This window comes from Pseudomonas sp. McL0111 (assembly GCF_052567255.1).
This window is the reverse complement of the sequence record NZ_CP199585.1, coordinates 6,049,181-6,069,573: the sequence shown is the minus strand read 5'-3', so window position 1 is coordinate 6,069,573 and position 20,393 is coordinate 6,049,181. Positions and strand designations below refer to the sequence as shown.

The 20,393-nt window shown below is 59.4% G+C and carries 17 protein-coding genes and 4 tRNA genes; 14 read left to right on the top strand and 7 right to left on the bottom strand.

Translation table 11 applies throughout. The features are described 5' to 3' along the window. Positions 1–107: 107 nt before the first annotated feature. Positions 108–1,472 (top strand): DNA recombination protein RmuC, encoded by a 1,365-nt coding sequence (rmuC, locus tag ACTWLJ_RS27330; RefSeq protein ID WP_445181429.1) that lies wholly within the window; start codon positions 108–110, stop codon positions 1,470–1,472. Positions 1,473–1,624: 152 nt separating this feature from the next. Here the strand turns inward: rmuC and ACTWLJ_RS27325 are convergent, their stop codons facing one another. Next, a complete protein-coding gene (locus ACTWLJ_RS27325; RefSeq protein ID WP_445179216.1) occupies positions 1,625–5,095 on the bottom strand; it encodes a hybrid sensor histidine kinase/response regulator in 3,471 nt (1,156 codons plus the stop codon). Between the two features lie 249 nt (positions 5,096–5,344). Then, the gene (locus ACTWLJ_RS27320; RefSeq protein ID WP_445179215.1) at positions 5,345–5,887 is read right to left on the bottom strand and encodes a TetR/AcrR family transcriptional regulator C-terminal ligand-binding domain-containing protein; all 543 of its coding nucleotides are present in this window, start codon (positions 5,885–5,887) and stop codon (positions 5,345–5,347) included. Positions 5,888–5,990: 103 nt separating this feature from the next. On the opposite strand from ACTWLJ_RS27320, the gene ACTWLJ_RS27315 reads away from it, so the two are divergent. From ACTWLJ_RS27315 to ACTWLJ_RS27300, 4 genes are all read left to right on the top strand, one after another. Next, positions 5,991–7,178: an MFS transporter gene (locus tag ACTWLJ_RS27315; RefSeq protein ID WP_445181428.1), complete on the top strand. Its 1,188-nt coding sequence runs from the start codon at positions 5,991–5,993 to the stop codon at positions 7,176–7,178. A 52-nt stretch (positions 7,179–7,230) separates the two neighbouring features. Then, positions 7,231–7,542 carry a cupin domain-containing protein gene (locus ACTWLJ_RS27310; protein WP_401217518.1) on the top strand — a complete coding sequence of 104 codons (312 nt, stop codon included), beginning with the start codon at positions 7,231–7,233 and terminating at the stop codon, positions 7,540–7,542. 105 nt (positions 7,543–7,647) lie between these two features. Continuing rightward, entirely contained in the window at positions 7,648–8,799 is a 1,152-nt protein-coding gene (locus ACTWLJ_RS27305) for a TDT family transporter (RefSeq protein WP_445181427.1), read from the top strand. Positions 8,800–8,898: 99 nt separating this feature from the next. Next, positions 8,899–10,773 (top strand): MFS transporter, encoded by a 1,875-nt coding sequence (locus tag ACTWLJ_RS27300; protein ID WP_445179214.1) that lies wholly within the window; start codon positions 8,899–8,901, stop codon positions 10,771–10,773. 122 nt (positions 10,774–10,895) lie between these two features. On the opposite strand, the gene sugE is transcribed toward ACTWLJ_RS27300, so the two are convergent. From sugE to rdgC, 3 genes are all read right to left on the bottom strand, one after another. Beyond that, positions 10,896–11,210: a quaternary ammonium compound efflux SMR transporter SugE gene (gene sugE, locus ACTWLJ_RS27295; RefSeq protein WP_401217509.1), complete on the bottom strand. Its 315-nt coding sequence runs from the start codon at positions 11,208–11,210 to the stop codon at positions 10,896–10,898. A gap of 118 nt (positions 11,211–11,328) precedes the next feature. Then, positions 11,329–12,294 (bottom strand): bile acid:sodium symporter family protein, encoded by a 966-nt coding sequence (locus ACTWLJ_RS27290; protein WP_445179213.1) that lies wholly within the window; start codon positions 12,292–12,294, stop codon positions 11,329–11,331. A 161-nt stretch (positions 12,295–12,455) separates the two neighbouring features. Continuing rightward, on the bottom strand, positions 12,456–13,376 hold the full coding sequence (gene rdgC / locus ACTWLJ_RS27285) for a recombination-associated protein RdgC (protein WP_445179212.1): 921 nt from the start codon (positions 13,374–13,376) through the stop codon (positions 12,456–12,458). Positions 13,377–13,535: 159 nt separating this feature from the next. Between rdgC and ACTWLJ_RS27280 the strand changes: the two genes are divergently transcribed. The 4 genes from ACTWLJ_RS27280 to ACTWLJ_RS27265 all read left to right on the top strand — a co-directional run bounded on the left by ACTWLJ_RS27280 (position 13,536) and on the right by ACTWLJ_RS27265 (position 14,077). Continuing rightward, positions 13,536–13,611 (top strand) — tRNA-Val (locus tag ACTWLJ_RS27280). 19 nt (positions 13,612–13,630) lie between these two features. Next, positions 13,631–13,707: transfer RNA gene (locus tag ACTWLJ_RS27275), tRNA-Asp, on the top strand. A gap of 198 nt (positions 13,708–13,905) precedes the next feature. Then, positions 13,906–13,981, top strand: a tRNA-Val gene (locus ACTWLJ_RS27270). Between the two features lie 19 nt (positions 13,982–14,000). Beyond that, positions 14,001–14,077 (top strand) — tRNA-Asp (locus tag ACTWLJ_RS27265). 221 nt (positions 14,078–14,298) lie between these two features. Here ACTWLJ_RS27265 and ACTWLJ_RS27260 read toward each other — a convergent pair. Both ACTWLJ_RS27260 and ACTWLJ_RS27255 read right to left on the bottom strand, forming a co-directional pair. Beyond that, positions 14,299–15,468: a catalase family protein gene (locus ACTWLJ_RS27260; protein ID WP_445179211.1), complete on the bottom strand. Its 1,170-nt coding sequence runs from the start codon at positions 15,466–15,468 to the stop codon at positions 14,299–14,301. Further along, positions 15,465–17,276 carry a di-heme-cytochrome C peroxidase gene (locus tag ACTWLJ_RS27255; RefSeq protein WP_445179210.1) on the bottom strand — a complete coding sequence of 604 codons (1,812 nt, stop codon included), beginning with the start codon at positions 17,274–17,276 and terminating at the stop codon, positions 15,465–15,467. Before ACTWLJ_RS27255 ends, ACTWLJ_RS27260 begins: the two co-directional genes overlap by 4 nt. A 269-nt stretch (positions 17,277–17,545) precedes the next feature. Here ACTWLJ_RS27255 and ACTWLJ_RS27250 point away from each other — a divergent pair, with 269 nt between their 5' ends. The 5 genes from ACTWLJ_RS27250 (at position 17,546) to ACTWLJ_RS27230 (ending at position 20,239) form a co-directional block, all read left to right on the top strand. Continuing rightward, positions 17,546–18,262 (top strand): FKBP-type peptidyl-prolyl cis-trans isomerase, encoded by a 717-nt coding sequence (locus ACTWLJ_RS27250; RefSeq protein WP_445179209.1) that lies wholly within the window; start codon positions 17,546–17,548, stop codon positions 18,260–18,262. Between the two features lie 294 nt (positions 18,263–18,556). Then, positions 18,557–19,012 carry a YkvA family protein gene (locus ACTWLJ_RS27245; RefSeq protein ID WP_401219325.1) on the top strand — a complete coding sequence of 152 codons (456 nt, stop codon included), beginning with the start codon at positions 18,557–18,559 and terminating at the stop codon, positions 19,010–19,012. A 112-nt stretch (positions 19,013–19,124) separates the two neighbouring features. Beyond that, on the top strand, positions 19,125–19,466 hold the full coding sequence (locus ACTWLJ_RS27240; protein WP_401219328.1) for a helix-turn-helix domain-containing protein: 342 nt from the start codon (positions 19,125–19,127) through the stop codon (positions 19,464–19,466). Next, positions 19,463–19,834, top strand: coding sequence for a hypothetical protein (locus ACTWLJ_RS27235; RefSeq protein ID WP_007898892.1), 372 nt, complete (start codon positions 19,463–19,465; stop codon positions 19,832–19,834). Before ACTWLJ_RS27240 ends, ACTWLJ_RS27235 begins: the two co-directional genes overlap by 4 nt. After that, positions 19,835–20,239: a sel1 repeat family protein gene (locus ACTWLJ_RS27230; RefSeq protein ID WP_445179208.1), complete on the top strand. Its 405-nt coding sequence runs from the start codon at positions 19,835–19,837 to the stop codon at positions 20,237–20,239. It begins immediately after the preceding gene. The last annotated feature ends 154 nt before the right edge of the window (positions 20,240–20,393 follow it).

The window sequence follows — 20,393 nt, the reverse complement described above, 5'->3', positions numbered from 1 at the left end:
TGGACTTGACCAGCGTATTGCTCGGTCTGGCGGGAGCAGGGTTGCCCTTGCTGGCACTGGCCTGGCAACTGCAGCGCCGGGCGAGCAACGGGCAAGCCGAGGTCGGCGTGCTCGAAGAACGACTGGCCATGGCGCAACTGGCGCAGGACGGGCTCAACGCGCAGCTTGAGGCCAGCCGCGATGAAATCGCCGATCTGGGTCAGGCCAACGCCGCCAAACAGGCTGAGCTTGCGGCCCTGCGCCGTGAAGTCGAGCTGCTGCAAATCGAACGCGACGACGCCCGTGACGCTTCGCATGCCTGGAACCTTGAGCGCGCCAACAAAGAAGCCGAGTTGCGCCGTCTCGACGCTCAGGCCGCGTCGCTGAATGCCGAACTGCGCGAGCAACAGGAAAGCCATCAGCAACGTCTCAGCGACCTGCAAGGCTCGCGTGATGAGCTGCGGGCGCAGTTCGCCGAACTGGCGGGCAAGATCTTCGATGAGCGTGAGCAGCGTTTCGCCGAAACCAGCCAGCAGCGCCTCGGACAATTGCTCGATCCGTTGAAAGAGCGCATCCAGTCTTTCGAAAAACGTGTGGAAGAAAGCTATCAGGCCGAAGCTCGCGAGCGCTTCTCGCTGGCCAAGGAGCTGGAGCGTTTGCAGGCATTGAACCTGCGCCTGAGCGACGAAGCGACCAACCTGACCCGCGCCCTCAAAGGTCAGAAAACCCAGGGCAACTGGGGTGAGCTGATTCTTGAGCGAGTGCTGGAACATGCCGGTCTGGAGAAGGGCCGCGAGTACCAGACTCAGGTCAATCTCAAGGGCCCGGACGGCGAACGCTTCCAGCCTGACGTGATCATTTATCTGCCGGGCGACAAGCAGGTGGTGGTCGACTCCAAAGTCAGTCTCACGGCGTATCAGCAATACGTGGCGGCGGATGATGAGGTCATCGGTCAGGCGGCGATCAAGCAGCATGTGCTGTCATTGCGCAACCACGTCAAAGGCCTGGCCGGCAAGGATTACAAGCGTCTGGACGGCTTGCACAGCCTCGATTTTGTTTTGCTGTTCGTGCCGATCGAGGCCGCGTTTTCCGCCGCATTGCAGGCCGAGCCGACGCTGTTTCAGGAAGCCTTCGACCGCAATATCGTCATCGTCAGCCCGACCACGTTGCTGGCGACATTGCGCGTCATCGATAGCTTGTGGAAGCAGGAGCGCCAGAGTCAGAACGCCCGCGAGATCGCTGAGCGTGCCGGATGGCTGTACGACAAGTTCGTGCTGTTCATCCAGGATCTGGACGAGGTCGGCAATCGCTTGCAGCAACTGGACAAAGCCTACAGCTCGGCGCGCAACAAGCTGACGGAAGGGCGCGGCAACCTTGTCAGTCGCAGCGAGCAGTTGAAATTGCTGGGCGCGCGGGCGAGCAAGAGCCTGCCGGCGGATTTGCTGGAGCGGGCGATGACCGACGTCGACGGCCTCGTCGAGTTACCTGAGTAAACCCGATTTTGTGGCGAGGGAGCTTGCTCCCGCCCGGTTGCGCAGCCGCCGCCAATCCATTCAACGCGGTCCTTCAGCAATAGCCGGTCTTCAGGTTTTGGGGGCGCTGCGCACCCCAGCGGGAGCAAGCTCCCTCGCCACAAAGATGAGCGTCACAGCGGTAAATGCCGACTCAATAACGCCCGCAATGCCGCCGGCTTTACCGGTTTCGCCAGATAATCCAGCCCCGCCGCATGCACCTGCGCCACCGTCTCCGGCCGGCCATCTGCGCTGATCACCACGCCCGGCACTGGTTCACCCAACGTCGTGCGCAGCCACGCCATCAGCTCAGTGCCGGTCTCGCCGTGATCGAGGTGATAGTCCACCAGCGCCAGTTGCGGCCGCACGCCGTCAGCCAGTATTGCCGCACACTCTTCACGATTGCGCGCCGTCCAGACTTGGCAACCCCAGCGCGTCAGCAGGCTGTTCATGCCAATCAAAATGCTGTCTTCATTGTCGATGCACAGCACCTGCGCACCACTCAACAGCTTGCCGTTGAGCTCGACCGCCGCACTCGGCTGCACGGTTTGCGCCTTGGCCAGCGGCACGCTGACGCTGAACACACTGCCGCGCCCCGGCCACGAGCGTACGCGCAAGGTATGGCCAAGTACCCGGCACAGGCCATCGGCAATCGCCAAACCCAGTCCCAGGCCTTTTTCGGCGCGAGTCTGATGGCTGTCGAGGCGTTTGAATTCTTCGAAAATCACCTGCTGCTTGTCTTCCGGAATCCCCGGCCCGCGATCCCACACTTCAAGGCACAACTCCCCCTGACGTCGGCGCACGCCCAGAAGCACCGGCCCTTTGGCGTAGCGGAAGGCGTTGGTAAGGAAGTTCTGCAGAATCCGCCGCAGCAATTTGACGTCACTGTCGATCCGCAAATGGCTGCCGCGCACGCGGAATTTCAAGCCTTGCTCCTGCGCCAATGCCTTGAATTCCGCGCCGAGTACGTCAAACAGTTCATTGACCGCAAAAGGCTTGCGATCCGGGTTGATCTTGCCGTTTTCCAGCCGTGAAATATCGAGCAGATCGCTGATCAAATCCTCGGCCGAGCGCAATGAGCTGTCGAGATGCTGCACCAGTTTCTGCACTTCGCCGCTCAAGCCTTCGTCCTGATGGGAGAGGGCGGCGGAGAACAGGCGTGCGGCGTTCAACGGTTGCATCAGGTCATGGCTGACCGCTGCGAGGAAGCGGGTTTTCGACTGGTTCGCTGCCTCGGCAGTGCCCTTGGCTTCAGTCAGCGCGACGTTCAGTTGTGACAGTTCATGTGTGCGCTCGGTGACCCGCTGTTCCAGCCCTTCGTTGGCTTCGGTCAGCGCCTGTTCGGCTTCGCGGAACGCGGTAATGTCGGTGAAACTCATGACAAAACCGCCGCCCGGCATCGGGTTGCCGATCAACTCGATCACCCGGCCATTCGGAAACAGGCGTTCAGAGGTGTGCGCGCGGCCCTGACGCATCCAGTGCAGGCGTCGGGCGACGTGGACTTCTGCTTCGCCGGGGCCGCACAGACCGCGTTCGGCGTTGTAGCGAATGATGTCGGCAATCGGTCGACCAACGCTGATCAAGCCGTCCGGGTAGTTGAACAGCTCCAGATAGCGCCGGTTCCACGCCACCAGTTTCAACGACTGGTCGACCACGCTGATGCCTTGGGTGATGTTTTCAATCGCGCCTTGCAGCAGGGCGCGGTTGAACTGCAACACTTCCGAGGCTTCGTCGGCGATCCGCACTACGTCTTCCAGCTGCATCTCGCGGCCTTCAATCGCGGCTTTCACCACGGCGCGGGTTGAGGAAGCGCCCAGCACACCGGCCAGCAAGCGTTCGGTGTGGGCGATCCATTCGCCATCGGCGTTCTGGTTCGGGTTGAAGCCTTTGCCCTGGCGATAGGCGAAGCGGATGAAGCTCTGCCGTGCGCGTTCCTCGCCGACAAAACGTGCTGCGAGTTGCAGCAAATCGTCGATCTGCACCGCAAGCATCGAGCGCGCACTCGGCCGGGCGCTGATTTCCTGACCGATGAACCGCCCGGCCTGCCAGTGTTCCGAAACCCGTGTGCGCGACAGCACCGAGACCCAGGCGAACAGCGTGAAGTTACCCGCCAGCGACAGCACCACGCCTTGAGTCAACGGGCTGATCGGCAGGTTCAGTGGATTGCTGTGCAGCCACGCCAGACCGGGGAAACTGCTCAGCGACCAGCCGAGGCTGTGGGCGGCAATCGGCAGAATCAGCGTGTAAAACCACAGGAACGTACCCGCGGCGAGACCGGCGAACACCCCGCGACGGTTGGCCTGTTTCCAGTACAACGCGCCGAGCATCGCCGGGGCCAGTTGGGTCACGGCGGCGAAAGCGATCTGGCCGATGGTCGCCAGGCTGGCGGTGGAACCGAGCAAGCGATAGCTGACGTAGGCCAGCAGCAAAATGACCACGATGCTCACGCGGCGCACCGACAGCATCCACTGGCGGAACACTTCGAACGGGCGCTCGGCGTTGTTGCGGCGCAGCAGCCACGGCAACAGCATGTCGTTGGAAACCATGGTCGACAACGCGACGCTGGCGACAATCACCATGCCGGTGGCCGCCGACGCGCCGCCGATAAAAGCCAGCATCGCCAGTGCCGGATGGGCTTGCGCCAATGGCAGGCTGATGACGAACGAGTCGGGCAGAACGTCGGCCGGTAACAGCATCTGACCGGCGAGAGCGATCGGGACTACAAACAGTGCGGCCAAGGCGAGGTAAGCCGGAAACACCCATTTGGCCAGGCGCAGATCCTGCGGGTCGATGTTCTCCACCACGGTGACGTGGAACTGCCGGGGCAGGCAAATGATCGCCATCATCGCCACGCCGGTCTGCACCACCATCGACGGCCAATTGATTGTTTCTTTCCAGTATTCCTCAAGGCGCGGTGCGAGCATCGCCTGATTGAACAGGTCGTCGAAACCGTCGTACAGCCCGTAGGTAACGAACGCGCCGACGGCGAGAAAGGCGAACAGTTTGACCAGCGATTCGAACGCAATCGCCAGCACCATGCCACGGTGGTGCTCGGTGGCATCGAGGTTTCGCGTACCAAACACGATAGTGAACAGCGCCAGCACCAGCGACACGATCAGTGCCGTGTCCTGGGCGCGAGTGCCCATGGCATCGGCACCGGCGCCGATCAACAGGTTCACGCCGAGCACGATGCCTTTGAGTTGCAGGGCAATATAGGGCAGAACGCCGACCAGACAGATCAGCGCCACCACCACTGCCAGCGACTGGGATTTGCCGTAACGCGCAGCGATGAAGTCGGCGATGGAGGTGATGTTCTCCTGTTTGCTGATCATCACCATTTTTTGCAGAACCCACGGCGCGCCCACCAGCAGCAGGATCGGCCCGAGGTAAATCGGCAGGAATGACCAGAGTTGTTCGGCGGCCTGACCGACCGCGCCGAAGAACGTCCAACTGGTGCAATAAACCGCCAGCGACAGGCTGTACACCCAGGCACGCATGCGCGGCGGCAAAGGCGCGCTGCGACGGTCGCCGTAGAAGGCGATGGCGAACATGATGGCCATATAGGCCAGGGCGACGGCGGCGATCAGCCCGCTGGACAACGACATGCAGCACTCCAGACAAAAAGACACCCGGGAATCCGGCCCGGGCGGACAGTCTCGCATGAGTGTGGCGGTTAGTCAGTGTCGACCAAGGTCGTGGCGTGGCGGGGTGTCGCAGAGGTGGAACCGGTCGGTTTTCGGGATGACCGGGTGGCCCTCATCGCCAGCAGGCTGGCTCCCACAGGGTCTGGGTGGTGTTCACAAGTCTGTGTCCACTGAAGAACCCCTGTGGGAGCCGGCTTGCCAGCGATGGCGTCAATCCTGCTGCAATGCGATATCGATCAACCGATGCAGCTCATTCACCTCCAGCGCCGCCGCTGAAAACAGGATGCGAAACACCACCGGCGCCACCACCAGATTGATCAGATGATCAACACTCGGCGCCGTTTCTTCCGGGTGTCGCTCAATGATCGTCTGCAATTGCGCCCCAATGATCGCCACGCAATACCCCGGCGTAGCACTCGCCTGCACGTCGCGCATCATGTTGCGGCCGGGCTCGGAACTCATCTCGTCGAGATATTGTTCGGCCCAGGCGCGGATGTCGCTGCGCAGGCTGCCGGTTGCTGCCGGCTCGCTGTCAGGGCGCATGCGGGCGAGGGCGACATCCGCGAGCAACGCCGCCAGATCGCCCCAGCGCCGATAGATGGTCGACGGCGTGACGCCTGCGCGTGCAGCGATTTGCGGCACGGTCACGGTCGCACGCTCCTGTTCTTCGAGGAGGGTGCGCACTGCCGTGTGAATCGATTCCTGCACCCGGGCACTGCGGCCGCCCGGGCGTAAACCTTCTTTAATAGCCATGCGCCAGACCTTAACACAAAGAATTTGCTTTAAGCCAAAGCCGAGAGCACACTCCGCAAAAGCAAAAAATTAGCTTTTGTGGAGTGTGCACATGACCGGCCTCTTGACCCGACCAGCTTCAAACCGTTTCAGCCTGTGGTTTCTGGCGATTACTTTACTGAGTTTTCTCGCCGCCTCCACTGCGCCGACGCCGCTGTATCACCTGTATCAGGATCAGCTGCATTTTTCCGCTGCGGTCCTGACGCTGATCTTCGGGGTCTACGCCCTGAGCCTGTTGGTGGCTTTACTGACCGTCGGCTCACTGTCCGATCATCTGGGGCGCAAACCGGTGATATTTACTGCGGTGCTGCTCAACGCGCTGGCCATGCTCCTGTTTATAAGCGCCGACAGCGTGGAGTGGCTGATCAGTGCGCGAGTGCTGCAAGGTTTCGCCACTGGCATGGCCACTGCGGTTTTGAGCGCAACCCTGCTCGACACCGACCGCCAGCAAGGCCCGCTGATCAACAGCGTGGCGCCATTGCTGGGTATGGCGTTGGGCGGAATGGGTTGTGGATTGCTCGCAGAATTCGCACCGGCACCGTTGCAACTGACTTATTGGTTGTTGCTGGCAATGTTTGTGGCGCAGGCGCTGTACGTCTGGCGTCTGCCGGAAACAGTTTCGCCGCAGGCCGGCGCGTGGGCCTCACTGCGGCCAACCTTGCACGTACCGGTTCAGGCCCGGGCGACGCTTTGGCGCGTGCTGCCGCTGAACATCGCAACCTGGGCGCTCGGCGGTTTCTATGCTTCGCTGGCACCGTCGCTGGTGCGCACAGCTACTGGCTCAACTTCCAACCTGATCGGCGGCGCGACTGTGGCGGCGTTGACCGTGACCGGTGCGCTGATGATTTTCACCCTGCGAAATCGGCGTGCCGTCCGCGCCTTGCAACTCGGCGCCATTTTGCTGCCAATTGGCGTGGTACTGATTCTGCTGGGCGTACACAGCGCCAGTCTGTCGGTGTTTTTCCTCGGCACATTGGTCGCCGGTTGCGGCTTTGGCTCGGGGTTTCTCGGCGCAGTGCGCAGCCTGGTGCCGCTGGCCTTGCCGCATGAAAGGGCGGGGCTGATGTCGGCGTATTACGCGTTAAGTTACTTGGCGTTTTGTCTGCCGGCGTTGCTGGCGGGACATCTGACCCGCACTTTTGGCTTGCTGGCGACCACCGATGGTTACGGTGGAGCATTGATCGTCCTGGCGGTCGGCGCGTTGTTGCTCAGTCTGCGTCCGCAAGCGGTCAAGGCGTGCAGCGCTCCATAAGCGCGAGCGTTTCGGTTAGCCTTGGCCCCGACCTTCTTTCACGGATCGACACATGAAGATTATCCGCAGCAAAACCTTCACCGCCGAACGCGCCTGGGGCGCACTCGACATCGCCAACATGAACGGCATCACCACGCGCCTGCACTGGACCGATCAGCCATACAAATGGCACGTCAACGATGGCGAAGAAGTGTTCGTGGTGCTCGATGGTCAGGTGCAGATGCGTTATCGCGAGCAGGGTGAAGAAAAGCAGGTGTTGCTGGAGGTGGGCGATATCTTCTATGCCTCCATCGGCACCGAGCATGTCGCGCATCCGCAGGGTGCGGCGCGGATTTTGGTGATCGAGAGTGAAGGCAGCGTTTGACGGCTTATTGGTAAAACAGATAACAGTTAGAGATATTACCCGTTATATAGATATTCGATTCGGATCTACCATGAACTCAACCTCACCTGAGGACAGGAGTTCATGATGATTTGCCCCAACAGCGCCAAACCCGGCCTCAAGCCGTTCAGCCAACTTCAGCATCCGCGTGAAGTGATCCGCCAATTCACGCCGAACTGGTTCGCCGCGACCATGGGTACCGGCGTGCTGGCATTGGCGTTGGCGCAATTGCCTCTCGCCATTCCCGGTTTACACGCGGTGGCCGAGGGGCTATGGATGTTCAACATTTTGTTGTTCATCCTGTTTACCCTGGCCTACACCGCTCGCTGGATCATGTTCTTCGACGAAGCGCGGCGGATCTTCGGCCACTCCACCGTGTCGATGTTCTTCGGCACCATTCCCATGGGCCTGGCGACCATCATCAACGGCTTTCTGCTGTTCGGTCTGCCGCGCTGGGGCGAGGGCGTGATTCATCTGGCCGAAGTGCTGTGGTGGCTGGATGTGGCGATGTCACTGGTCTGCGGCGTGATGATTCCCTACATGATGTTTACCCGTCAGGAACACAGCATCGATCAGATGACCGCTGTCTGGCTGCTGCCGGTGGTGGCGGCGGAAGTGGCGGCGGCCAGCGGTGGTCTGCTGGCACCGCATCTCGCCGATGCCCATGCGCAACTGGTGGTGCTGGTGACAAGCTACGTGCTCTGGGCATTTTCCCTGCCGATGGCATTCAGCATTCTGACGATTCTGGTGCTGCGTATGGCGCTGCACAAATTGCCTCACGAAAACATGGCTGCATCGAGTTGGCTGGCCCTCGGCCCCATCGGTACCGGTGCATTGGGCATGTTGCTGCTCGGCAGTGACGCCCCGGCGATCTTCGCCGCCAACGGCTTGCCGGGTATCGGTGAAATCGCTTCGGGTCTGGGGCTGATCGCGGGGATCACCCTGTGGGGCTTGGGCCTGTGGTGGATGTTGATGGCGTTGCTGATCACTGCGCGCTACCTGCGTGCCGGCATCCCGTTCAACCTTGGCTGGTGGGGTTTCACCTTCCCGTTGGGTGTTTATTCGCTGGCAACGTTGAAGCTGGCGAGCACCCTGAACCTGGCATTTTTCAGCGTGGTCGGCTGCGCGCTGGTGGCGTTGCTGACGGTGATGTGGCTGATCGTTGGCAAGCGCACCGTGCAGGGCGCGTGGCGCGGTGAGCTGTTTGTCTCTCCGTGCATCGCAGGTTTGAAGAAATAACCTGAAAAGTTTAGGTAATGTGTGGCCTGGATCGCGGTTGGTGATTCCAATAACCAGTATCCAGGCCTCTCTACCTTAAACATCAGGGAAACACGGAAGATGAGTCACCCCTCACAGTTCAACCTGCTGCGCACACGGCGCTTTTTGCCGTTCTTCATTACGCAGTCGCTGGGCGCGTTCAACGACAACGTGTTCAAGCAGTCGCTGATCCTCGCCATTCTGTATCGACTGACCATCGAGGGTGACCGCTCGATCTGGGTCAACCTGTGTGCGTTGCTGTTTATTCTGCCGTTCTTCCTGTTTTCGGCGCTGGCCGGGCAGTTTGGGGAAAAGTTCGCCAAGGACGCGTTGATCCGCGTAATCAAACTGGCGGAAATCGCCATCATGGCGGTGGGCTCGGTCGGTTTCCTCTTTGATCACCTGTCGCTGATGCTGGTGGCGCTGTTTGCCATGGGCACCCACTCGGCGCTGTTCGGGCCGGTAAAGTATTCGATCCTGCCGCAGGCGTTGCGCGAAGACGAACTGGTCGGCGGCAACGGTCTGGTGGAGATGGGCACGTTTCTGGCGATCCTCGCCGGCACCATCGGCGCCGGAGTGATGATGTCTTCGACGCATTACGCGCCGCTGGTGTCGACCGCCATCGTCGGCATTGCCGTGCTGGGTTATCTGGCCAGTCGCAGCATTCCGCGGGCGGCGGCTTCGACACCGCAAATGCGCCTGAACTGGAACATCTTCAGCCAGTCCTGGGCGACCCTAAAATTGGGTCTGGGGCAGACGCCAGCAGTTTCGCGGTCGATTGTCGGCAACTCGTGGTTCTGGTTTGTCGGGGCGATTTATCTGACGCAGATCCCGGCCTACGCCAAGGAGTGGATGCACGGCGACGAAACTGTGGTGACGCTGATTTTGACCGTGTTCTCGGTCGGCATCGCCCTCGGTTCAATGCTCTGCGAGAAGCTCTCCGGGCGTAAAGTCGAAATCGGTCTGGTGCCGTTCGGCTCTTTTGGTCTGACGGTTTTCGGTTTGCTGCTGTGGTGGCATTCCGGTGGTATTCCGGACAGCGTCACCGGCCATAGCTGGATTGAAGTGCTGGGCTTTGTTCACACCTGGGCGGTGCTGGTCGACATTCTTGGCTTGGGCATCTTTGGCGGTTTCTACATCGTGCCGCTGTATGCGTTGATCCAGTCACGCACTGCCGAAAACGAGCGGGCGCGGGTGATTGCCGCCAACAACATTCTCAACGCGCTGTTTATGGTGGTCTCGGCGATTGTCTCGATTGTGCTGCTGAGCGTGGCCAAGCTGTCGATTCCACAGTTGTTCCTGGTGGTGTCGCTGCTGAACATCGGCGTCAACGCCTACATCTTCAAAATCGTCCCCGAGTTCAGCATGCGTTTCATGATCTGGCTGCTCAGCCATTCCATGTATCGCGTTGAACACCGCAACCTCGAAGCGATTCCTGATGAAGGCGCGGCATTGCTGGTGTGCAACCACGTTTCGTTCGTCGATGCCTTGTTGATCGGCGGCGCGGTGCGTAGGCCGATTCGCTTTGTCATGTACTACAAGATCTACAACTTGCCGGTACTGAATTTTATCTTCCGCACGGCGGGGGCGATTCCTATCGCCGGGCGCCAGGAAGACATTCAAATCTACGAAAAAGCCTTCACCCGGATTGCCCAGTATCTGAAGGACGGTGAGTTGGTGTGCATCTTCCCCGAGGGCAAATTGACTGCAGATGGCGAGATGAACGAGTTCCGGGGCGGGCTGACGCGGATTCTCGAAGAGACGCCGGTGCCGGTGATTCCGCTGGCGTTGCAGGGCTTGTGGGGGAGTTTCTTCAGTCGCGATCCGCACAAGGGCTTGTTTCACCGGTTGTGGTCGCGGGTGACTTTGGTGGCGGGTACGCCGGTGGCGGTTGAAGCGGCGGAGCCTGCGAAGTTGCAGGCGTTGGTCGGGGAATTGCGCGGTTCCGTTAGATAGTTGCTGACGGTGCTGGCCTCATCGCTGGCAAGCCAGCTCCCACAGGTTCGATGGTGTACACGGGATTTGTGTTCACTGAAGATCCCTGTGGGAGCTGGCTTGCCAGCGATAGGTCCAGAGGCCTAAGTGCTGATCTTGAGCCCGACCAACCCGGCAATGATCAACCCCACACTGGCCAGCCGAAAGAACGCCATCGACTCGCCAAACAGAATGATCCCGGCAATCACCGTGCCCACGGCACCGACCCCGGTCCAGATCGCATAAGCCGTGCCCAGCGGCAATTCCTTCATCGCAAGGCCCAGCAGGCCAAGGCTGATAGCCATGGCCGCAATGGTCAGTGCGGTCGGGAGTGGACGGCTGAAACCGTCGGTGTACTTCAGGCCGACGGCCCAGCCGACTTCAAACAGGCCGGCGAAAAACAGAATGATCCAGGACATAAAAGACCTCCATCGATAGAAGGGGTCGTCCCCGGATTAATAACTCGATTGAGCCGCAAGGTCGTCCTCGCGTGGCCTACATGATGCTGAGCATTAATCCGCGGATCAAGTTCCAGGCTTAATCGGCAGTCTGTCGCGACAGCGATTGTTCATCGTCTTTATCGCTCATGCGCCGGAAGTACGTTGAAAGCAGAGCCCCGGAAATGTTGTGCCACACACTGAACAGCGCGCTCGGCACCGCCGCCAACGGCGAGAAATGCGCACTGGCCAACGCGGCCCCCAGCCCGGAGTTCTGCATGCCGACTTCCAGTGCCAGCGACTTGCGCTGGGCCAAGGGCAGCTTGAACAGGCGCCCGGTGAAGTAACCCAGCAAGTAGCCGAAACTGTTGTGCAGCATCACTACCGCCATGATCAGCAGGCCGGATTCGGCGATTTTCGCCTGACTGGCAGCGACTACTGCGGTGACGATGATCACGATGCTGACCACCGACACCAGCGGCAACACATCCACCGCATGGCGAACCTTGTCACCGAGCAAACGCTGGGCAACCACGCCAAGAATGATCGGCAGCAGCACCACTTGCAGGATCGACCAGAACAGCTCCATGAACGACACCGGCAGCCACGCGGATGCCAGCAACCAGATCAGCGCCGGGGTCAGCAATGACGCGAGGAGGGTGGTGACAGCGGCAATGGCCACCGACAACGCCAGATCGCCCTTGGCCAGCCAGGTCATCACGTTGGAGGAAGTGCCGCTCGGGCAGCAGCCGACCAGAATTACGCCGACGGCGATTTCCGGTGGCAGATGGAAGATCTGGCAGAGCAACCAAGCCACGCCGGGCATGATCACGAAATGTGCGACCACGCCCAGCGCCACACGCCAAGGGTGGCGGGCGACAGCGGCGAAGTCATCGAGTTTGAGGGTCAGGCCCATGCCGAACATCACCAGCCCCAGCAGAGGCACGATGGCGCCTTTGAGGCCGAGGAACCACGCCGGTTGCAGGAACGCGAGCACGGCGAAGATCAGAACCCAGTAAGCGAAGGTGTTGCCGACAAAACGACTCAGTGCAGCCAGTGCGCGCATGGCCTGATCCTTATTATTAATGAACAGCACAAAACACTGTGGGAGCTGGCTTGCCAGCGATGGCGGCGTGTCAGACACCATTTGGGCCATCTGTAACACCGCCATCGCTGGCAAGCCAGCTCCCACATTTGACCCTGTTCCTTCAGTAGGAACAGGTTGTTTTAGATCCCCTGCGGAGTCTCTTCACCGCCCAGCGCTTCAACCAGTGCCGGCAGGAAGTCGCCGAAGGTCAGCATCATCAGGGTGAAGCTGGCATCGAGCTGGCCGAGGGCCTCTTCGCCACCGTCCTGTTCCGCCTGATCCTGCAGCAAGTCTTCGAACTTCAGACGTTTGACGGTCATCTTGTCGTCGAGCATGAACGACAGTTTGTCCTGCCAGGCCAGTGACAGCTGAGTGACCACTTTGCCAGTGCTCAGGTGCAGCTGGATTTCTTCGCTGGTCAGATCCTGACGCTTGCAACGCACGATCCCGCCATCTTCGTGGGTGTCGCGCAGTTCGCATTCGTCGAGCACGAAGAAGTCGTCGGCGGCTTTCTGGGTGGTGACCCATTCGGTCATGGTCGCGGTTGGCGACATTTTTACCGTCAGCGGACGAACGGGCAGGGTGCCAATCACTTCGCGCAGGGTGGAGAGCAGGTCTTCAGCGCGTTTCGGGCTGGCCGAGTTGACCAGGATCAGGCCTTGTTTTGGCGCGATGGCGGCGAAGGTCGACGAACGACGGATGAAGGCGCGCGGCAGGAACGCCTGGATGATTTCATCCTTGATCTGATCGCGTTCCTTCTTATAGACCTTGCGCATTTGCTCGGCTTCGATCTCTTCGACCTTTTCCTTGACCGCGTCGCGCACGACGCTGCCCGGCAGAATGCGTTCTTCTTTACGTGCCGCGACCAGCAGGAAATCACCGCTGACGTGCACCAGTGGAGCATCTTCGCCTTTGCCGAACGGCGCGACGAAACCGTAGGTGGTCAACTCCTGGCTTGCACATGGACGCGCCAGTTTGGTGGCCAGTGCAGTTTCCAGCGCCTCGGCATCGACAGGCAGGTCTTGGGTCAGGCGATAGATAAGCAGGTTTTTGAACCACATGGGGTGAGTCTCTCCTTTATACAAAGGAGCGCATTATTGTCTTCGCCGTGGCATAGGCCAACCCTTCTCTAAGCCTTTGGAAGGCCTGAGAAAATTATTTAAAAAAGTGCTTGCCAGAGGTTGGGTCGCTCCGTAGAATGCGCGCCACACCGAAGCGAAGGGTGATTAGCTCAGCTGGGAGAGCGTCTGCCTTACAAGCAGAATGTCGGCGGTTCGATCCCGTCATCACCCACCATTCGTTTCAAGTGTTTAGCGCAGCGGTAGTTCAGTCGGTTAGAATACCGGCCTGTCACGCCGGGGGTCGCGGGTTCGAGTCCCGTCCGCTGCGCCATATTCGGTAACCTGGATCGCTGAACGCCAGGTCACCACGGAAGAGCCCGCTTAGGCGGGCTTTTTTCTGCCTCAAGTTTGCAAGTTGTACCCGCGGGATGTGTCGTTTTACTGGTTTTCGGATTTATTTGAAAAAAACTTCAATTAAATCAACACTTTACGAAAACTTGTGGCATAATGCGTCCCGTAACGAAGCGAAGGGTGATTAGCTCAGCTGGGAGAGCGTCTGCCTTACAAGCAGAATGTCGGCGGTTCGATCCCGTCATCACCCACCATTCGTTTCAAGCGTTTCGCGCAGCGGTAGTTCAGTCGGTTAGAATACCGGCCTGTCACGCCGGGGGTCGCGGGTTCGAGTCCCGTCCGCTGCGCCATATTCGGTAACCTGGAACACTGAACGCCAGGTCACCACAGAAAGCCCGCCTAGTGCGGGCTTTTTGCTGTCCGGGATTTGGTTTTTGGCCGATTTGCTGGTGATTCTGTGGCGAGGGGATTTATCCCCGTTGGCGTGCGCAGCAGGCCCGGAATTGAAAGACGGGGCTGCTGCGCAGCCCAACGGGGATAAATCCCCTCGCCACAGGTAACTTTGCAGAACCTATTGAGCCGCGTTCTGGCTATGCCGGTAATCGCTCACCGCCTCATACACCGCTTTGCGCAAGCGGTTGATCCCGCCAATCGGCCGATGTGCCTCAATCCCGAACCACGGATTGAACGACAAGTTATCGCATTGCAGATTCAGCGCCGGGGTGTCGAAGTCCTGAGGGGGCAGGGTGATTCGCGCCACAGTTTCAAACGCTGAATCCTGCTCACGCCATTCAATGCTGGTGTCCTCAATCGGCATGTACTTGTTCGCATCCTGCCGCTGAATCTGCAGCACAAAGCACGCAGGCACCCGATCGGTCGACAATTGCTGACTCAACGCACTGCGCAGGAAGTTCGGCAGATCATGGTTTCGCGGCGGCAAAGTGTAGGCCGGGCAATTGTCTGGATCAGGCATCACCCGAAACTTGGCATTGGCCTCACCGAATTTGTACGGCGACACCGAAAAGTAGGTGGTACGCGTCGGACTTTCCGGTGGCGGCGCGAGCGTCGCCAGTGCGATGAGCAAATGACGAATCTCCCAGGTACGTGGATTCCAGCCCGGAAAAAACGCCATGATCTTTTTGCCGTCAGCCTGCGCCGCCACATTCTGACGATACTCGGCGACATCGCTGACAAAGAAGTTCGGGTGACTGAACATCACGAAATCCTGTTCGTTCTGTCCCTGGCGGTCGCTCAGTAGTGGCTGGCCGCGCACATCGAGCAATTTGATCGCCATGCCCCGGGCATCACGGATGCTGTCGAACTGCGGGTAGGCGTTGCCATTGGACAGGCGGATCAGCGCCTGCCAGGTTTTGCCCGGCTCGCTGAAAACCCCTTGGCGCAGCGACTGTGCAAGTTCCGGCAACACCTGAACCTCGGCTTTCACACAACCATGAGCCTTGGCGTGAGCGTCACGCAGGTAGCGAGTGCTTTCCCGGTGTTGATCGACGATACGCACGGCAGTCTGAATCACGTCTTGAGTCATGGCCGCTTCGCCGGGCGGAATCTGCTCCAGCGCCGATACCGGGCCGCGATGCTGCCAGGCAAACCACGCCGTGGCCACGGCCCAACCGATCAGGCTGACGACTATCAGAAACAGAAAAATCCGCCCAATCAGACGACCGAGCCCCAGCCACAGCCGAGCGAACAACGATAATTCCTTTTTGAATGTGGGCATGATCATGGCAATTGCGCCTCCAGCGGGCCGCCGAGCACTTTCAGGTATTCCAGCAACGCCCAGCGCTCCTCAGGCTGCAGCAGTCGGCCGATGACGCCTTTGCCGCGTTCACCGGCGCGGAATTCATGGCCGCTGTTGTGGTTGCCGGTGATGCGCGTGTCGAACAGGAAGCCGTTGGTGAAGGCTTCGGTGCGATAACCGAGGTGTCTTGGGTCGTATTCGAAGTTGCCCTTATAGAAAGTGCTGGCGCGCTCGTCCTGCGGCGAGAGCAATTGATAAAGGCTCGGCACTGAGCCGTTGTGCAGGAACGGTGGCGTCGCCCACACCCCGGCCAATGGCCGCGCCTTGTAAGCGACCTTTTCGCGAACGCCGATCGGCAGGCCGAAACCATCAAGCTGTGCTTTTTCTTCGGGCGTAGTGATTCCGGCTTCGCGGTAGGCACGGTCTTCGACAAACGCGGTGACGTAAGCCAGGCCCTTGGCCACCGACATTTGACTCAGATCCAGCGGCTCCTTGGGTTTTGGATGCAGTTTGACGTCCATTTGCTCAAGCTCGGCGACATCCCATTGCAGCGCGCTCACGTCGAAACGGTGATTGGCGATGTTTTCCGCAGCACCGGGATCGGTGCCGATGACATCCACGGGCAGCATGTGCAAATGCTGCACCCAGCGCTCGCCTTCCTGTGTCTGGCGAGGGACATGGCAGCCTGCGCAATTCTCTGCGAACAGAGCGCGTCCCTTGGCTGCCAGTGGTTTGTCGACGGCGCCGAGCAACTCTTCGGGCCATGCCGGTGCTTGCAGTTTTTGCAGGGTTTCTTCGATCTTGTACAAGTCGCGTACACGGACACTGGAGGCATACCGCTCTTTGCCTTGCAGTGGCTGACCATCCGCGTCGAAGAAGTTCAGGGTGGCGCCAACGCCCAGCGCCTCGCCGATGTTGCGCGCCATTGGTTGCTGGGCCGAACCGTTCCACTGCACCCAGTCGAATGTCCACATGTCCCACAGTTGCGGGTAGTCCACCGGAGCATTGGCCACGCGATAGTTGGCGGGGGAAATCGCGTCGCCGAACGTGGCGTTGGCAATCCGTCCGAACGCGTCGGCGCGGCCCGGGCCTTCTTCGGTGGGATAGAGGCCGCGATGGGTGTCGTTCCAGGCGACTTTCAGGAAGGTATCCAGTGAAACCTTGAAATCCTTGCGCAGTTGTTCGTGTCGCGCCTGGTAATCAGCGCCCAGTACGTTGCGGGCGAAGCGTTCGAATTTCCACGGGTTGTAGTAAGTGGACGCGAGACTTGCCACCAATGCCTGTCCGAAACTGCCGCCACGTAATGTAGGAACACTGGAAGGCAACACATGCTGTGCTGTGCCGCCATCAATACGCACAGCCTGGCCTTTGAAACGCAGTTCACCGGTGTGGCAGGCCGCACAAGTTATGTCCAGATATTGCTCGGAACTGCCGGGATTCTGGTGTCTGGCGAAACCGACTGGCAGATTTCCCGGATTGTTTGCCGATGCTTTTTGCTGCGGATCGACCAGAAAACCGAAGCGTGCGAGGTATTCCGGGGACGCAAATCGTTGTTCCGAGAACGGCAACTCCAGCGCCTGGAACCACTCATAACGCAAGCCTTTGACCTGCGTGCCCTGCGGGGTGAAGTAATAGATTTGCCGCTGCTCTTCGGTCCACTGGTTCAGGTAATGCACCTGTTTTACCGGGGTGTAGAAGGGCAATTTCGGATTCGCGATGTAATACAGAACCACCGCCAGGACGAGGCCCAGCAGCAAAACCATCAGAATCAGCACACGGAATAAGAGGCGCAAGATAAACATCCTTGTCGAATTGTTGCGCTGTTTATGCCTCAGTCGTGCAGGTGCGGCAAGTGGCCATTACGCCAAGTGTGGGGGAGTGCTCATCAGTCCGTGTCGGGCCAAGATGACAGAAGCTTCATCGTGCCTTTGCTCAAATGGTTTTTAATCCATGAACTTATCGGAAGATTCCTGCTCTCATGCCGGTAGCCATTGGTCGTGGCGGCCTGATAAGCTCGCGGCTTTACTCGATTGCCCTTTCGGCGCATGAACAAGGAAATAGCATGAAACAGCATCGGTTGGCGGCGGCGGTAGCCCTGGTTAGCCTGGTACTTGCGGGTTGTGATTCGCAGACCAGCGTAGAGCTGAAAACCCCGGCGCAGAAAGCTTCCTACGGTATCGGCCTGAACATGGGCAAAAGCCTTGCTCAGGAAGGCATGGATGATCTGGACTCCAAAGCAGTAGCCCAGGGCATCGAAGATGCCGTCGGCAAGAAAGAACAGAAGCTGAAAGATGAAGACTTGGTTGAAGCCTTCGCCGCGCTGCAAAAGCGTGCTGAAGAGCGCATGGCCAAGATGAGCGAAGAGTCGGCATCTGCCGGCAAGAAATTCCTCGAAGAAAACGGCAAGAAAGCCGGCGTGACCACCACCGCTTCCGGTCTGCAGTACGAAGTGGTGAAGAAAGCCGACGGCCCACAGCCTAAGCCGACCGACGTAGTGACCGTTCACTACACCGGCAAACTCACCAACGGCACCGTATTCGACAGCTCTGTCGAGCGCGGCAGCCCGATCGATCTGCCGGTTAGCGGTGTGATCCCGGGTTGGGTCGAAGGTCTGCAACTGATGCACGTTGGCGAGAAGTACAAGCTGTACATCCCTAGCGATCTGGCCTACGGCGCGCAGTCCCCAAGCCCGGCAATCCCAGCCAACTCGGTGCTGGTGTTCGACCTGGAACTGCTGGCCATCAAGGACCCAGCCAAAGAAGACGCTGCTGCCAAGTAAGCAACGTCCGCTTTGAAAACAACGCCTCGCTTATGCGGGGCGTTGTTGCATCCGGGCTTCGCTGGGGTTAAACAGAGCGAACCGAAGCCGGTCAGAGCAGTCATAGCCTTTGAGGCTGCCAGCGCTAGACGCCCTTGGCTGCCAAGTCAATGAAATATTGGGGGTTTTTATGTGAGTAAAAAACGCCCGATCTGAGCGCAGCCCTTATGAAACGGGGCTTTCAGCGCTGAAATGCAGCTCTGTTCACAAGGTTATCCACAATTTGTGTGGATAACATTTCAACGGGAAGAAAAGATGAAAGCTCCGTGGAATTTCGCTCGATTCCTGCCTCTGGCCGGACGACTGCTGGCTCGCGGGCGTCTGCCGACCCTGTTGTTTGCAGTCGCCAGCAAAGGTGCCGCGCAAGGCAATCGCCTGGGCAAGCTCAAAGATGATCTGCGCCTGTTGCAGGCGTTGTGCCTCGCGTACTGGCGTGGCGAATATCGTGCGATCAGCCCCAAAGCAATGATTTCGGTGGTAGCGGGCCTGATGTACTTCCTCAGCCCGGTGGATGCGATTCCGGATTTCATCCCGGTATTCGGCATGCTCGATGACATCGCCGTCCTCGCCTGGGTGATGAAAACCCTCGACGATGAACTCAGTGCTTTCAGACTCTGGCGCAACCGCCAGCAACCGGAAAAGCTCGCAGTCGTCGAGCGTCTGCCCGATACACCGGAACAACTGCAACTTCAGGGGCCAAAAAAGCCCTGATTCACACTACGCGCATTCAGATTGATACCCCCCGCGACCTTAGCCGCTGTTAGGATTACACTTCTAGGGAAAAGTGCCGACTCGCTAAGCGGTGTTGTCCTACGGGGTAGTCATGGATATTCAGATAATTGCACGCGATGGCGAACCCGAATATGCGGTTTTGCCATGGGCTCAGTATCAGGCTCTATTGAAAGCAGCAGGCATCAACGAAGCACCAGCGCGGCAGGCTCCAGCGCCGCTCGCGGCATCGCCGGACCCGATTCTTCCGGGCCTGGATCAACTACGCAATTTGCGCGAAGGGAAGGGCATCGCCATTGAGGCGCTCGCCCGCACGGTAGGCATCAGCCCGTCTTATCTGGCCATGATCGAAAGTGGCGAGCGTCAGCCCGACGCCGCGATTCGCCGCAGTCTGGCCTGGGAATTGACGGTGCCGGGTTGGAGGGACGAATCGTGAGCGTACGCATCAGTCGTCAACATTGGGACGGATTGCTGGGTGAGTTGGATCAGGCGCGCAGACAGCGTCATCTTTTAACCTATCGGGCCTTGCTCGAACGTTTGCAATTGCCGACCCCGGCGATGCAGACCCTGACCGCAGCACTTGAGCATCTGGCAGCACTCGACGCCAGGGCCGAACAGCCGTTGCGCAGTTCGCTGGTCATCAGTCAGGGCGCCAGCCGTTTACCGCGCACCGGTTTTTTTGAATGCGTTGAACGTCTCGGACGTTTTTCCGGGCCGTCTGACGGCGTCGCGGCAGCCTCCTGGCATGCTTCGGAAGTGGTCCGTGTCTTCGAATACGAGTACCCGGAATCGGCGGAGGCCTGAGTGTTCTTAAAACTCAAGGCGCGGGCCAGTTATTGGCTGGCTCGCCGGTTGTTTCACTGGTCGTGGTTTGTCCGCCAGCCACGCGGCTGGCGCTGGCTCGAAGGCCAGTTTGCGCGCATGGCCAACCTCGGAGATGTCGGCGCGCAAAGCTTCTACGGGCACATCCTGACCTTTCGTGGTGTCGGTCTTGGCGCGCGGGAGGAAGGCGTACGTTTACTGCGGTTGGCAGCGCTGGCGGGTGATGGCAAAGCGGCTTATCAGGTCGGCGTCATCAGTCTGGCGGGTACGCCGAGCAAAGCCCCGGACGCTGCCGAAGCCGCGCGCTGGTGGAATATGGCCGCCAAGGCCGGGCATCCGCTGGCCGAGCTCAAACTGAAAGAATTGAGCACTCGCGGCTTCGCGTAATCAACCTGTTGTGGTCTGTTCGATAAACATGGCGTGAGGGAAACCTCACGCCATGTTTGCGTTTTGATTTACCCGTTTATTCCGTTGATGCGGTTACAGATTTTTCCTACGGCAATCGCTTACTTTCCTGACTTATTTTCTGGCTGATCCCCCG